Source organism: Pseudomonas sp. GZJR-8 (assembly GCF_002916705.1).
In the GTDB taxonomy this organism is placed as follows: domain Bacteria; phylum Pseudomonadota; class Gammaproteobacteria; order Pseudomonadales; family Pseudomonadaceae; genus Aquipseudomonas; species Aquipseudomonas synxantha_A.
On the sequence record NZ_JXSI01000010.1, the window covers coordinates 56,176 to 70,827 of the forward strand.

The 14,652-nt window shown below is 62.1% G+C and carries 10 protein-coding genes; 7 read left to right on the plus strand and 3 right to left on the minus strand.

Annotated features, from left to right (window positions below; genetic code table 11):
- The first annotated feature begins 21 nt into the window (after positions 1 to 21).
- The 6 genes from TK42_RS19245 to nagE all read left to right on the plus strand — a co-directional run bounded on the left by TK42_RS19245 (position 22) and on the right by nagE (position 7,939).
- Entirely contained in the window at positions 22 to 525 is a 504-nt protein-coding gene (locus TK42_RS19245) for a murein L,D-transpeptidase family protein (RefSeq protein WP_103734891.1), read from the plus strand.
- A gap of 261 nt (positions 526 to 786) precedes the next feature.
- A complete protein-coding gene (locus TK42_RS19250; protein WP_078822243.1) occupies positions 787 to 1,545 on the plus strand; it encodes a GntR family transcriptional regulator in 759 nt (252 codons plus the stop codon).
- Between the two features lie 10 nt (positions 1,546 to 1,555).
- The gene (nagA, locus tag TK42_RS19255) at positions 1,556 to 2,662 is read left to right on the plus strand and encodes an N-acetylglucosamine-6-phosphate deacetylase (RefSeq protein ID WP_078822244.1); all 1,107 of its coding nucleotides are present in this window, start codon (positions 1,556 to 1,558) and stop codon (positions 2,660 to 2,662) included.
- On the plus strand, positions 2,655 to 3,665 hold the full coding sequence (locus tag TK42_RS19260; protein ID WP_371920275.1) for an SIS domain-containing protein: 1,011 nt from the start codon (positions 2,655 to 2,657) through the stop codon (positions 3,663 to 3,665). Before nagA ends, TK42_RS19260 begins: the two co-directional genes overlap by 8 nt.
- Before the next feature lie 30 nt (positions 3,666 to 3,695).
- Positions 3,696 to 6,206, plus strand: coding sequence for a phosphoenolpyruvate--protein phosphotransferase (gene ptsP, locus TK42_RS19265; RefSeq protein WP_103734893.1), 2,511 nt, complete (start codon positions 3,696 to 3,698; stop codon positions 6,204 to 6,206).
- Between the two features lie 26 nt (positions 6,207 to 6,232).
- Positions 6,233 to 7,939 (plus strand): N-acetylglucosamine-specific PTS transporter subunit IIBC, encoded by a 1,707-nt coding sequence (nagE, locus tag TK42_RS19270; RefSeq protein ID WP_103734894.1) that lies wholly within the window; start codon positions 6,233 to 6,235, stop codon positions 7,937 to 7,939.
- Between the two features lie 132 nt (positions 7,940 to 8,071).
- On the opposite strand, the gene TK42_RS19275 is transcribed toward nagE, so the two are convergent.
- From TK42_RS19275 to purL, 3 genes are all read right to left on the minus strand, one after another.
- The gene (locus tag TK42_RS19275; RefSeq protein ID WP_032879623.1) at positions 8,072 to 8,365 is read right to left on the minus strand and encodes a DUF6124 family protein; all 294 of its coding nucleotides are present in this window, start codon (positions 8,363 to 8,365) and stop codon (positions 8,072 to 8,074) included.
- Positions 8,366 to 8,674: 309 nt separating this feature from the next.
- Positions 8,675 to 8,986, minus strand: a complete 312-nt coding sequence (locus TK42_RS19280; RefSeq protein ID WP_003193986.1) for an NIF3 1 — start codon at positions 8,984 to 8,986, stop codon at positions 8,675 to 8,677.
- Positions 8,987 to 8,990: 4 nt separating this feature from the next.
- Positions 8,991 to 12,887, minus strand: coding sequence for a phosphoribosylformylglycinamidine synthase (gene purL, locus TK42_RS19285; protein ID WP_103734895.1), 3,897 nt, complete (start codon positions 12,885 to 12,887; stop codon positions 8,991 to 8,993).
- Positions 12,888 to 13,173: 286 nt separating this feature from the next.
- Here purL and mltF point away from each other — a divergent pair, with 286 nt between their 5' ends.
- Positions 13,174 to 14,634: a membrane-bound lytic murein transglycosylase MltF gene (gene mltF, locus TK42_RS19290; RefSeq protein ID WP_103734896.1), complete on the plus strand. Its 1,461-nt coding sequence runs from the start codon at positions 13,174 to 13,176 to the stop codon at positions 14,632 to 14,634.
- Positions 14,635 to 14,652 lie beyond the last annotated feature (18 nt).

Sequence of the window (14,652 nt, forward strand, 5' to 3'; positions counted from 1 at the left end):
TTTATCAGGGATACCGTTTCAATGCGTTGGTTGCTTGCTCTTATCTGCCTGTCGTTTGCCACGCTGTCCCCAGCCTCTACGGTGGAAACTCTCGGCGGTAAAACCGTCGAAAAAGTCCTGGTACTCAAGTCCGCGCACCAACTGCAACTGATCAACGACGGCAAGCCCCTCAAGACCTATCGCATTTCCCTGGGCAAGAACCCCAAGGGCCACAAGCTGATCGAAGGCGACCGCCGTACCCCCGAGGGTTTCTACTGGATCGACTGGCGCAAGACCAGCGACCGCTTCAACCTGGCCATGCACATCTCCTACCCGAACATCAGCGACGCTGCCCGCGCCCGCCGCGAAGGGGTAAAACCGGGCAGCATGATCATGATCCACGGCACGCCCGACACCGAAGACTACCCGGAACAGTGGTTTCACACCCTGGACTGGACCGACGGCTGCATCGGCATGCGCAACGTGGACATGCGCGAAGTCTGGAGCCTGGTCAAAGACGGCACCATGATCGAGATTCGGCCCTGATCCAGGACCGTTCGTAAAATAATTCGAAAATAATTCCTGCCCCAGGCAGCCCGCGCCAGTGAATACCAGTTCACCGAGCGAGCTGCGCATTTGTGCACGCAACAAAGACCTCTCTAATACCACTTGATACCGCGCACCGTTGAGATGCGCTAAAACCGGTACCTGCGCACTTTTGGTAGCATTGACATGGTATTTAAGTGGTATTAATTTCCGGCCATTACCGGGCGACAACACTCCAATAACGCATCGGAAACCTGACAGATGAATCCCATCCTGGCCCTGCGCCCCGACGACAAGCAATCCACGCCGCTGTACCTGCAACTGGCTCGCAGCCTTGAAGCCGCGATCCATGCCGGCCAGTGGAAATCCGAGCAGGCCCTGCCCTCGGAGCGTGCGCTCAGCGAGCAGTTGAGCATCTCGCGGGTCACTGCCCGTAAAGCGCTGGAAGTGTTGCTTGCCCAGGGCCTGATCCGCCGCAGCCAGGGCTCCGGCACCTTTATCACGCCGCGCCTGGAACAACCCTTGTCGCGCTTGTCGGGGTTCAGCGAAATGCTGCGGCTCAAGGGCTTTGTGCCCACCTCCCAGTGGCTGGAGCGCGACATCACCCCGCCGACCCACGAAGAGCTGATCCGCCTGTGCCTGTCACCCACCGACAAAGTGGCGCGCCTCAAGCGTCTGCGCAAAGCCGATGACACGGTCATGGCAATTGAAATGACCACCATGCCCGCCTCCGTGCTGCCCCAGCCGCAAGCCATCGGCAATTCGCTGTACGAATACCTGGAAGGCATCGGCAAGCCCATCGTGCGCGCCCTGCAACATATCCAGGCGATCAACGCCTCGGACGAGTTCGCCAAGCTGGTGGGCATCGCCCCCGGCACCGCCATGCTGCTGATGACCCGCGTGGGCTACACCGCCGACAACACGCCGATTGAAATCACCGACACCTACTGCCGCAACGACTACTACGACTTTGTCGCAGAGCTGCGCCGTCATGACTACTCCGCCGAATTGCGAATTTAGAGAACTGCCCATGTCAGAAGACAATATCCTCACGCCCAACGGCTGGATGCGCGGCCGCCTGGTGCACGAACACGGCAAGGTGGTTGCCATCGAAGGCACGCCTTGCGACCCGGCTGACAACGACCTGCCCTACCTGCTGCCAGGCTTTATCGACCTGCATGTACACGGCGGTGGCGGTGCCGACATCATGGAAGGGGCGCAGGCCTTCGAGACCATTACCCGCACCCACGTGCGTTTTGGGACCACCTCGCTATTGGCCACCACCATGACGGCGCCGGTGGAAGAAATCACCAGCGTCCTCGGTGAACTCGGCAGGTTCTGCGAGCAACGCCCGACAGGCAGCGCCCGGGTACTGGGCGTGCACCTGGAAGGCCCCTACATCAACCCGGGCAAACTCGGCGCCCAACCCAACTTCGCCCACACCGCGTTGATGGCCGAAGTCGAAGCCTATTTGCGCCTGGCGCCAATTCGGGTAATCACCATCGCCCCGGAAATTGCCGGCCATGACGGCCTGATCCGCGCCCTCAGCCAACGCGGCGTGCGCATGCAGATCGGCCACACCCTGGGCAGTTATGAAGAAGGCGTCGCCGCCCTCGCCGCCGGCGCCACCAGCTTTACCCATTTGTACAACGCCATGAGCCCGCTGCATCACCGTGAGCCCGGCATCGTCGGCGCCGCGCTGGCCCACGCCCAATACGCCGAGCTGATTCCGGATCTGCTCCATGTGCATCCCGGTGCCATGCGCGTGGCCCTGCGCTCGATCCCATGCCTGTACTGCGTGACCGACTCCACCGCCGCCGCCGGTATGCCCGATGGCGAATACAAGCTGGGCAGCCACACCGTGACCAAATGCCTGGGTGGCGTACGCCTGGCCGACGGCACCCTGGCCGGCAGCACGCTGACCATGGACCAGGCGCTGCGCAACCTGGTGAAAATCGGCCTGCCCATCAGCGAAGCCTCACAACGCCTGTCGCAATTTCCTGCGGACTACCTGGGCCTGGAAGAACGCGGCCGCCTGCAACCCGGCAGCTATGCCGACTGCGTGCGCCTGGACCGCTCCCTGACACTCACCGACGTAATGGTCGAAGGAGAAACCATTGACTTCAAAAATGCTTGAAGAGGCCCTGGCCTCCTGCGACGCCGTTGCGGCACAACTGCAACGCCTGAATCCGCTGCTGGAAGAAGTGGCCGGTCGCCTGCGTCGCCAGCCGCCGCAAGTGGCGATGACCATTGCCCGCGGCAGCTCCGACCACGCCGCCAGCTACTTCGCCTACCTGGCCATGCAGCATGTGGGCATCCCGGTGGCGTCGTTGCCGATGTCGGTGGTGACCCTGTTGCAGGCGCCGATGAAAGTCAGCGGCCAGGTGGCGTTTGGGTTCTCCCAGTCGGGGCAGAGCCCGGACCTGGTCAACAGCCTGCGACTGCTGCGCAAGCGCGGCGCCCTGAGCATCTCGCTGGTGAACGCCGAAGACTCGCCGCTGGAAGCCGCCTGTGAATTCCATGTGCCGTTGTGCGCCGGCCCGGAACAAAGCGTGGCCGCGACCAAGAGCTTTATCGCCACCCTCAGCGCCAGCGCGCAATTGATCGGCTACTGGAACCAGGAAACCGAGTTGCTCCAAGCCTGCCAGGCGCTGCCCGACGGTTTGCGTGAAGCCGCCCGGCAAGATTGGACCCAAGCCATCGAGGCCCTGCGCGACTGCCAGCAATTGATGGTAATCGGCCGCGGCGCCGGGTTTGCCATCGCCCAGGAAGCAGCGCTCAAGCTCAAGGAAACCTCGGCGATCCAGGCCGAAGCCTTCAGCAGCGCCGAGGTACGCCACGGGCCGATGGCCTTGATCGACGAAAACTACCCGCTACTGGTGTTCGCCCCACGCGGCGCCGAGCAGCCCGGCCTGTTGAGCCTGGCCGCCGATATGCGCCAACGCGGCGCCCGCGTGCTGCTGGCCGCACCGGACGATATCGCCGAACGCGACCTGACCCTTAGTCGCGCCGAACACCCGAGCCTGGACCCGATCCTGGCGATCCAGAGCTTCTACGTGATGGCCGCCGGCCTGGCTGAGGCACGGGGCATGGACCCGGACCAGCCGCGCCACCTGAGCAAAGTCACCCGTACGCACTAAAGCGGCGTTTTCCTGATGAGTACCGTGCCCATGCCCAACAACAATAATCCATTGACCTTAAGCGCCCCCTTGAGTGGGCCGGTGCTGGCCCTGAACCGCGTCCCCGACGAAGTGTTCGCCAGCGGCGCCATGGGCGACGGGATTGCCATCGACCCGTTGAACGATTGCCTGCATGCGCCCTGTGACGGCGTGATCATCCATGTCGCCCGCACCGGTCATGCATTGACCATCCGCGCCGACAACGGTGCCGAAGTGCTGATGCACGTGGGCATCGACACCGTGGAGCTCAATGGCGAAGGCTTTGCCTTGCTGGTGAAGGATGGCGCACGGGTGAGCGAGGGCCAGCCGTTGGTGCAGTTTGACCTGGACCGCATAGCGCGCCAGTGCAAAAGCCTGGTGAGCCTGATCATCCTGACCAACAGTGAGCGCTTCGAGCTGCAACCGATTGCGAGCAAGACAGTGAAGGTCGGTGAAGCGCTGGTGCGCATCGCCCTGCGCACATCCGCGCCGGTTCAAACCGCTGTGGATAACTCGGTCGCGCAAGTGAGCGCCACGGTGCGCATCACCCACCGTGGCGGCTTGCATGCGCGCCCTGCCGCGCTGATCCGCAAGACTGCCCAGGGCTTCAGCAGCCAATCGCAGCTGCACTTCGGTGATAAGACCGCGGCTTGCGACAGCCTGATCGGCCTGATGGGGCTGGGTATTGGCGAAGGTGACGAGGTACGGGTGACCTCTCGCGGCAAAGATTGCGAGGCGGCGTTGCAGGCCCTGGTCGCCGCGTTGTCGGTGGCGGTTCACGAGGAACACCACGCACCAGTCGCCGCCACGCCACGCCGGGCGAATACCGAAGCCAATGTGCTGCAAGGCGTATGCGCGGCACCCGGTCTGGTATGTGGGCCATTGTTCCGCCTGACGGGCATCGAACTGCCGCAAGACAGCGGCAATCATAGCGTCGACGAACAACTGCAACGCCTGGATGCCGCCCTTGAGCAAGTGCGCGGCGAAATCCGCAATACGCTGGACCAAGCGCGCCAACGCAAAAACGTCGAAGAAGAAGAGATCTTTGCCGCCCACCTCGCCCTGCTGGAAGACCCGGCATTACTCGACGCAGCCACCGCTGCCATCGAACAAGGCAGCGCCGCCACCCACGCCTGGCGTGATGCGATCCAGGCCCAATGCGCCGTGCTGCTGGCGTTGGGCAAACCACTGTTTGCCGAGCGCGCCAATGACCTGCGAGACCTTCAACAACGGGTGCTGCGTGCGTTGCTGGGTGAAGCCTGGCATTTCGAATTGCCGGCGGGGGCGATTGTCAGTGCCCATGAGCTGACACCTTCGGACTTGCTGCAACTGAGCGCGCAACACGCCGCTGGCATCTGCATGGCCGAAGGCGGTGCGACCTCCCATGTGGCGATTTTGGCCCGGGGCAAAGGCCTGCCGTGTCTCGTCGCCCTGGGCAATGAAGTGCTTGATGTGCCCCAAGGCCAACGGGTAGTGCTCGATGCCGCCAACGGCCGCCTGGAACTGGCCCCCAGTGAAGCGCGCCACGCCGAAGTTCACCAGATTCGCGAAACACAGAAATTACGACGCCAGCAACAACAGGCCCAAGCCCGGCAACCGGCACTCACCACCGACGGCGTGACGGTTGAAGTGGCGGCGAATGTCGCCTCCAGCGCCGAAGCCCAGGTGGCGTTTGACAACGGCGCCGATGGCGTCGGCCTGCTGCGCACTGAATTTCTGTTCGTCGACCGCCGTACCGCGCCGGATGAGCAGGAGCAACGCCAAGCTTATCAGGCCGTGCTGGATGCCATGGGTGACAAGTCGGTGATCATCCGCACCATCGATGTGGGTGGCGACAAGCAGCTCGATTACCTGCCGCTGCCCGTCGAGGCGAACCCGGTGCTGGGCCTGCGCGGTATTCGCATGGCCCAGGTGCGCCCTGAACTGCTCGACCAGCAACTGCGCGCCCTGCTGCAAGTCTCGCCGTTGGCGCGCTGCCGCATTCTGTTGCCGATGGTCAGCGAGGTGGATGAACTGCTACAGATTCGCCAGCGCCTGGATGAACTGTGCGTGGAGCTGGAGCTGACGCAGCGCCCCGAGCTGGGCGTGATGATCGAAGTGCCCGCCGCCGCGCTGATGGCCGAGCAGTTGGCCGAACACGCGGACTTTTTATCCATCGGCACCAATGACCTGTCCCAGTACACCCTGGCGATGGACCGCGACCACGCAGGCTTGGCCGCCCGCGTTGATGCGCTGCATCCTGCCTTGCTGCGGCTGATCGCCCAAACCTGCACCGGTGCGGCGAAACACGGGCGTTGGGTCGGCGTGTGCGGTGCCTTGGCGTCTGACCCACTGGCCACGCCAGTACTGGTCGGCCTGGGGGTCAGTGAGCTGTCGGTAAGCCCGCCGCAGATCGGCGAAATCAAGGACCGCGTCCGCCACCTGGACGCGGCGCAATGCCGGCAACTGAGCCTTGAGCTGCTCGACCTGAGCAGTGCCAAGGCCGTTCGCCAAGCCTGTCAACACCACTGGCCGCTGAGCTGAAAACAACAAGAATAGGGAGACACGCCATGTACCAACACTTTATCGAAGGCCTGCAACGCCTGGGCCGCGCCCTGATGCTGCCGATTGCGATCCTGCCAATCGCCGGCCTCTTGCTGCGCCTGGGCGACACCGACTTGCTCAACATCGCGGTGATGCACGATGCCGGGCAGGCGATCTTCGCCAACCTGGCGCTGATCTTCGCCATCGGCATCGCCGTGGGCTTTGCCCGCGACAACAACGGCACCGCCGGCCTGGCCGGGGCGATTGGCTACCTGGTGATGATCTCGACCCTCAAGGTGATGGATACCACCATCAACATGGGCATGCTCGCCGGTATCGCCAGTGGCCTGATGGCGGGCGGGCTGTATAACCGCTTCAAGGACATCAAGCTGCCGGAGTACCTGGCGTTCTTTGGTGGGCGACGCTTTGTGCCGATTGTCACCGGTTTTTCGGCGGTGGGCCTGGGCGTGATCTTCGGTCTGATCTGGCCGCCGATCCAGCACGGCATCAACAGCTTTGGCGTGTTGTTGATGGAAAGCGGCAGCCTGGGTGCGTTCGTGTTTGGCGTGTTCAACCGCCTGCTGATCGTCACTGGCTTGCACCATATCCTCAACAATATGGCGTGGTTCGTGTTCGGCACGTTTACCGACCCGGCAACCGGCGCGGTGGTGACCGGCGACCTGACCCGCTACTTTGCCGGCGACCCGAAAGGCGGCCAGTTCATGACCGGCATGTTCCCGGTGATGCTGTTCGGCCTGCCGGCTGCGTGCCTGGCGATGTACCGCAATGCGTTGCCAGAGCGCCGTAAAGTCATGGGCGGGATCTTTCTGTCGATGGCGCTGACTTCGTTTTTGACCGGGGTGACTGAACCAATTGAATTTGCCTTCATGTTCCTGGCACCGTTCCTGTACCTGATCCATGCCGTGCTGACGGGCCTGTCGATGGCAGTCACCAATATGTTGAATATCCACCTCGGGTTTACCTTCTCCGGTGGGTTTATCGACATGGTGCTGGGTTGGGGCAAGTCCACCAATGGCTGGCTGGTGGTACCGGTGGGCCTGGCCTACTCGGTGATCTACTACACGGTGTTCAGCTACTGCATCCGCCGCTTTAACCTCAAGACACCGGGGCGTGAAGATATCCAGGTGGTGCAGGCTGAAGCGATGAGTGATAACCAGCGTGCCACGGCATATATCCAGGCGCTGGGTGGTGCAGAGAACTTGCTGAGTGTGGGTGCATGCACCACGCGGCTGCGGTTGGACATGGTTGATCGCAACAAGGCGGTGGATGCAGAACTGAAAGCACTGGGCGCCATGGCTGTAGTGCGCCCGGGTAACGGCGGGAGTTTGCAGGTGGTGGTTGGGCCGATGGCCGATAGCATTGCTGATGAAATTCGTTTGGCCATGCCGGGGTTTGTTGCCACGGCACCTGTAGCAGTTGCACCTGTGGATAAGCCCCTGACGGTGAATGTGCAAGAGGCCGAGCAATGGCTGAATGCGCTGGGTGGCCGAGGGAATTTGCGCCAGCTGGAAGCTGTGGCGATGACCCGGTTGCGGGTGGAGTTGGGGGATGATTCGGGGTTGTCTGAAGCTCAGCTCACTGCGCTCGGTTGCCAAGGTGTGAGTCAGCTTGAGAGCGGTGTTTGGCACTTGTTGGTTGGTGACAAGGCCTCTGGCTTGGGTGAGGCGTTGGAGCGGTTGGTCAGTGGCCGTGAGGTCGGCGCCAGGGTTTAGAGAGGTAGTGACTGTTCTGGCCTCATCGGGAGCAAGCCCCCTCCCACATTTGAAATGTATTCGCCATTCAAAATGTGGGAGGGGCGGTGCGACGATTCGACTTGCTCCCGATTGGCCCTTACAGGCGCCTGATTACTTCTGCTCAGGCACCTCAACTAAATCCAGCACCCGATCCACCATCAACTGGATGCCCTCAACCATTCGATGAATCCCCAGCACGGCATCACGCTGCGGACCGTCGACATCAAAAGCCAGATGACCCGCCAGTGCCTGCACGGATGCCAGGTCTTGGGAAGCATTGGCGAGCAGGGTTTCGCTGTTCAGACTGGGTATTACGGTGAAGATCTGGTCGGACGGTAAATCACCAGCTTGGCGGGACTCGGCTTGAGATGAGATTGAACCAGTTAGCAAGTTGTCGCTGATCATCATTAAACTCCATATGGAATAGGCTCCTAGTGATTTTTCAGGCTTGCAGTCCCGGTCACTGAATTGGCAGCGACTCGAGAAGGTTAGTTGTGCGAGTTCCGACGGACAACCTGAAAGGCTTGTCGGAAAGTTCTGAGGCGCTTGCACCGACGCCATCGCAGGCAAGCCAGCTCCCACATGGGATTGATGTACGGTCTGACAACGGGGTCAAATGTGGGAGCTGGCTTGCCTGCGATTGGCACTTACAGCCAACAAAAAACCCGCTGACCAAACTGGCCCAGCGGGTTTCTTGTTTATGCAGCCAGCCGATCAAAAATCCGCCAACTGCCACACCTCATACGCTGGAGTCTCATACGGGTGGCTAAGTTTGAGAGCAGCCACAACAGCCACAATCAACTCATCCGCCACCACCAGCTCAACCTTCCACTCCTCAACCACTTCAACCTGGCCGACCTGCCCGATAAACGGCTGACTGCCGTCCAACGCGCGGAATTGGCCCTGGCCCAGCACTTGCCAGGCGCAGCTGTCGTAGTCGCCGATGCGCCCGCCGCCGGCTGCGAAGACGGCGGTTTTCACCGTCTCCACATGGCTGTCGGGCACGAAGAAGGCGAGCTTGTACACGGCCTTAGTTCACCCACACGCGAGCGTTGCGGAACATGCGCATCCAGGCGCCGTCTTCGTTCCACTCTTCCGGGCGCCACGAGTTCTGCACGGCGCGGAATACGCGCTCCGGGTGCGGCATCATGATGGTCACGCGGCCGTCGCGGCTGGTGAGGCCGGTAATGCCGCGTGGCGAGCCGTTCGGGTTGGCCGGGTAGCTTTCGGTGACCTTGCCGTGGTTGTCGACGAAACGCAGGGCCACGGTGCCGGACAGGTCGGCTTCAAGCAGCGCTTCTTCGCTGGCGAACTCGGCATGGCCTTCACCGTGGGCGATGGCGATTGGCATACGCGAACCGGCCATGCCTTGCAGGAAGATCGAGTTGGACTCCTGCACCTGCACCATGGCGACACGGGCTTCGAACTGCTCGGAACGGTTGCGCACAAAGTGCGGCCAGAACTCGCTGCCCGGGATCAGTTCGCTGAGGTTGGACATCATCTGGCAACCGTTGCACACACCCAGGGTGAAGCTGTCGTTGCGTTCGAAGAAGCCCTGGAACGCGTCGCGAGCACGGCTGTTGAACAGGGCCGACTTGGCCCAGCCTTCACCGGCACCCAGCACGTCGCCGTAGGAGAAACCACCGCAGGCCACCAGGCCTTTGAACTCGTTGAGATCAACGCGACCGGCGAGGATATCGCTCATGTGCACGTCAATCGCATTGAAACCGGCGCGATCGAACGCCGCGGCCATTTCCACCTGACCGTTGACGCCCTGCTCACGCAGTACGGCAACCTGTGGGCGAATGCCCTTCTTGATGTAAGGCGCGACGATGTCCTGGTTGACGTCGAAGCTGAGCATGGTGCTCAGGCCCGGGTTGTCTTCTTCCAGGATCACGTCGAATTCCTGCTCGGCGCAGTCGGCGTTGTCGCGCAGGCGCTGGATCTGGTAGCTGGTCTCGGCCCACTGGCGTTGCAGCAAGCGGCGCTGACCGGTAAAGACCGTGTCGCCGTTGAACGAGATATTGACTTCGCCGTTGTTGATCGGCTGGCCAATCACCGCCACGCATTCGGCAAGGCCGGCAGCGCTGAATTGTGCAAGTACGTCCGGAGTCGCGTCCTGGCGAACCTGGATCACGGCGCCCAACTCTTCGTTGAACAGGATGCCGTTGATTTCGGCAGCATCCTCGGCAACGCTGTCGAGCACGATATTCAGGCCGCAGTGACCGGCGAAGGCCATTTCGACAACGCTGGTCAGCAAACCACCGTCGGAACGGTCGTGGTAAGCCAGCAGGTGGCCGTCGGCGTTGAGGCCCTGGATCACGGCGAAGAAGGCTTTCAGGTCTTCGGCGTCATCGACGTCCGGTGCCTGTTTGCCCAACTTGCCATGGGTCTGCGCCAGGATCGAGGCGCCCATGCGGTTCTGGCCACGGCCCAGGTCGATCAGGATCAGGTCGGTGGTGCCCTTGTCCATGCGCAGTTGCGGGGTCAGGGTCTGGCGGATGTCGGTGACCGGCGCAAAGCCGGTAACGATCAGCGACAGCGGCGAGGTCACGCTCTTATCGGTGCCATCTTCGTTCCAACGCGTGGCCATGGACATGGAGTCCTTGCCCACCGGAATGGTGATCCCCAGTTCCGGGCACAGCTCCATGCCGACAGCCTTGACGGTGTCGTACAGGCGCGCATCTTCACCGGGGTGGCCGGCAGCGGACATCCAGTTGGCCGACAGTTTGATGTCGGGCAGCTTGCCGATACGCGAGGCGGCGATGTTGGTGAGGGTTTCACCAATGGCCATGCGGCCCGACGCCGGTGCGTCCAGCAGGGCCAGCGGCGTGCGCTCGCCCATGGCCATGGCTTCACCGGTATACACGTCGAAGCTGGTGGCGGTGACGGCAACGTCGGCCACCGGCACCTGCCATGGGCCAACCATTTGGTCACGGGCAACCAGGCCAGTGATGGTGCGGTCGCCGATGGTGATCAAAAAGCTTTTGCTCGCCACGGCCGGGTGGTGCAGCACGCGCTCAATGCTGTCGGCCAGCTCCAGCGTGCTTGGGTCGAAATCATCGCCCAGTTCGTTTTCACGTACCGCCGAACGGTGCATGCGCGGGGCTTTGCCCAGCAGCACTTCCAGCGGCATGTCTACCGGGCTGTTGCCGAAGTGGCTATCGGTAACCGTCAGCTGCGGCTCGGCAGTGGCTTCGCCGACCACGGCAAACGGGCAACGCTCACGTTCGCAGATGGCCTGGAAGCGTGCGAAGTCTTCAGGACCGACCGCCAACACGTAGCGTTCCTGGGATTCGTTGCTCCAGATTTCGTGCGGGGCCATGCCCGGCTCGTCGTTTGGAATGTTGCGCAGTTCGAAACGGCCACCGCGGTCGCCATCGTTGACCAGTTCCGGGAAGGCGTTGGACAAACCGCCGGCGCCGACGTCGTGAATGAAGCTGATCGGGTTCTTGTCGCCCAATTGCCAGCAACGGTCGATGACTTCCTGGCAGCGGCGTTCCATCTCAGGGTTTTCGCGCTGTACGGAAGCAAAGTCCAGGTCTGCCGAGCTGGTGCCGGTGGCCATGGAGGAAGCCGCGCCGCCGCCCAGGCCGATCAACATCGCCGGGCCGCCGAGCACGATCAGCTTGGAGCCGACCAGGATCTCGCCTTTCTTGACGTGTTCTTCACGGATGTTGCCCATGCCGCCGGCCAACATGATCGGCTTGTGGTAACCGCGCACTTCATCGCCACGCGGGGTGGTGATGGATTGTTCGAAGGTACGGAAGTAACCGGTCAGCGCCGGACGCCCGAATTCGTTGTTGAACGCGGCGCCGCCCAGGGGGCCTTCGATCATGATGTCCAGCGCGGTGACGATGCGCTCAGGCTTGCCGTACGGCACTTCCCACGGCTGTTCGAAGCCCGGAATCTGCAGGTTGGACACGGTAAAACCGGTGAGGCCCGCCTTGGGCTTGGCGCCACGGCCGGTGGCGCCTTCGTCACGGATTTCGCCGCCGGAACCGGTGGCTGCGCCCGGGAACGGGGCAATCGCGGTCGGGTGGTTGTGGGTTTCAACCTTCATCAGGATGTGCACCGGCTCCTGCACCGCGCCGTACTGGCGGGTTTCCGGGTCCGGGAAGAAGCGACCGGCGACGGAGCCGACGATGACCGAGGCGTTGTCCTTGTAAGCCGACAGAACGCCTTCGCTGTGCATCACGTAGGTGTTCTTGATCATGCCGAAGAGGCTTTTTTCCTGGCTTTGGCCGTCGATATCCCAACTGGCGTTGAAGATCTTGTGACGGCAGTGCTCGGAGTTGGCCTGGGCGAACATCATCAGTTCGATGTCGTGGGGGTTGCGCTTCAAGCCGGTGAAGGCGTTGACCAGGTAGTCGATCTCGTCTTCGGCCAGGGCCAGGCCCAGCTCGGTGTTGGCCTTCTCGAGGGCGGCGCGGCCGCCGCCGAGCACGTCAATCGCGGTCAGCGGCTTGGGCTCAGCGTGGCTGAACAGGCCGGCAGCCTGCTCCAGCTGGCTGACGATGATCTGGGTCATGCGGTCATGCAGGCTGCTGGCGATCAGCTCGGCTTCGGCATCGCTGAACTGGCCAGCGACGTAAAAGGCGATCCCACGCTCCAGGCGCTGGATTTTATCCAGGCCGCAGTTGCGGGCGATGTCACTGGCCTTGCTCGACCAGGGCGAGATGGTGCCGAACCGCGGCAGAACCAGGAACAAGCGGCCAGTCGGCTCTTGAACGGGAACGCTTGGGCCGTACTTCAGAAGGCGTGCCAGCACTTGCTGTTCGTCGGCGGTCAAGACGCCGGTAACGTCGGCGAAGTGAGCAAATTCAGCGTACAGGCCTGTAACAGCTGGAACCTTCTGGCTCAGTTGCTCAAGGAGTTTGCTGTGGCGAAAGGCAGAAAGGGCAGGAGCGCCGCGCAGGATCAACATCTTCGGGACAGCCTCGGGAAGGGGTGTGCTTTGAGGCCGTGCATTCTAGCGTAAACCTTCGCCAACGGCACCCGAAACGGCACCGGTGGCCGCTGCCGAACGTCAGTTGGCAGGGTTTGCACGGCATCGGCAGGAAATCCGCGGTGTCGAGGGCAGTTATTTTAACCGTCACAATGGCGCTCCAGGCCGCGTTTCTGCGGGCTGCAGCACAGTTTTAACCGCGCTAGCAGACAAGTGCAGCGCTGTCGAGATATGGCGCCACGGGCCGTTTGCGTATACTGCGCAGATGTTCTCCCCAACTGTTTTGCGCCCGCGATGGGTCAAATGGCTCATCGCCACCCTGCTCTTCCTGACGCTCAGTGCCTGTGTTGATAAGCCCAGCACGCTTGAGCGAATCAAGGAGGATGGCGTATTGCGGGTGGTCACCCGGAACAGTCCGGCCACGTATTTCCAGGACCGTAACGGTGAGACCGGGTTCGAATATGAACTGGTCAAGCGTTTTGCCGACGAGTTGGGCGTGAAGCTGGAAATCGAGACCGCCGACAACCTCGATGACCTGTTCGGTCAGCTGGGCAAACCCAACGGCCCGGTTCTGGCCGCCGCCGGCCTGGTCAGCAGCGAGCAGCGCCAGCAGCAGGTGCGTTTTTCCCACCCGTACCTGGAAGTGACCCCGCAGATCATCTATCGCAACGGCCAATCACGCCCCACCAATGCAGCCGATCTGGCGGGCAAGAAGATCATGGTGCTCAAGGGCAGCACCCACGCCGAACAGCTTGCGGCGCTGAAGAAACAGAATCCTGCAATCGAATACGAAGAGTCCGACGCCGTTGAAGTAGTCGACCTGCTGCGCATGGTCGACGAGGGGCAGATCGACCTGACCCTGGTGGACTCCAACGAAGTCGCCATGAACCAGGTGTACTTTCCCAATGTGCGCGTGGCGTTCGACCTCGGCAATGCCAGCAACCAAAGCTGGGCCGTGGCGGCAGGCGACGACAACAGCCTGCTCAACGAAATCAACAGCTACCTGGACAAGGTCGAGAAGAACGGCACGTTGCAGCGTCTGAAAGACCGCTATTACGGACATGTCGACGTACTCGGCTATGTGGGCGCCTATACCTTTGCCCAGCATCTGCAACAACGCCTGCCCAAGTACGAGAAGCACTTTCGTGCCTATGCCAAGGCAGAGAAAGTCGATTGGCGGCTGCTGGCAGCCATCGGCTACCAGGAATCGCTGTGGCAACCGACGGTCACCTCCAAGACCGGCGTGCGCGGCCTGATGATGCTGACCCAGAACACCGCCCAAGCCATGGGCGTGCCCAACCGCCTGGACCCCAAGCAGAGCATCATGGGCGGCGCCAAGTACCTGGCCAGGATCAAGGATGAGCTGGACGACAAGATCGCCGAGCCCGACCGCACCTGGTTTGCCCTCGCCGCCTATAACGTCGGCACCGGTCATCTGGACGATGCACGTATCCTGGCCAAGAAAGAAGGCCTGAACCCGAACAAGTGGCTGGACGTGAAGAAGATGCTGCCGCGCTTGTCGCAGAAGCAGTGGTACAGCAAGACCCGCTATGGTTATGCGCGTGGCGGGGAGCCGGTGCATTTTGTGGCGAACATCCGGCGTTACTACGACATTCTTACCTGGGTGACCCAGCCGCAGCTGGAAGGCAACCAGGTGGTGGAAGGCAACCTGCATGTGCCGGGTGTGGACAAGACCAAGCCGTCGCAGGACAGCCCTCAACTCTGATCACGACAGCCCGCACAC

Coding starts and splice junctions, on each gene's coding strand:
- TK42_RS19275 (WP_032879623.1), bottom strand. CDS start 8,365: ATGATCAGCGACAACTTGCTAACTGGTTCAATCTCATCTCAAGCCGAG.
- purL (WP_103734895.1), bottom strand. CDS start 12,887: ATGTTGATCCTGCGCGGCGCTCCTGCCCTTTCTGCCTTTCGCCACAGC.
- TK42_RS19250 (WP_078822243.1), top strand. CDS start 787: ATGAATCCCATCCTGGCCCTGCGCCCCGACGACAAGCAATCCACGCCG.
- TK42_RS19245 (WP_103734891.1), top strand. CDS start 22: ATGCGTTGGTTGCTTGCTCTTATCTGCCTGTCGTTTGCCACGCTGTCC.
- TK42_RS19260 (WP_371920275.1), top strand. CDS start 2,655: ATGCTTGAAGAGGCCCTGGCCTCCTGCGACGCCGTTGCGGCACAACTG.
- ptsP (WP_103734893.1), top strand. CDS start 3,696: ATGCCCAACAACAATAATCCATTGACCTTAAGCGCCCCCTTGAGTGGG.
- mltF (WP_103734896.1), top strand. CDS start 13,174: ATGTTCTCCCCAACTGTTTTGCGCCCGCGATGGGTCAAATGGCTCATC.
- nagA (WP_078822244.1), top strand. CDS start 1,556: ATGTCAGAAGACAATATCCTCACGCCCAACGGCTGGATGCGCGGCCGC.
- nagE (WP_103734894.1), top strand. CDS start 6,233: ATGTACCAACACTTTATCGAAGGCCTGCAACGCCTGGGCCGCGCCCTG.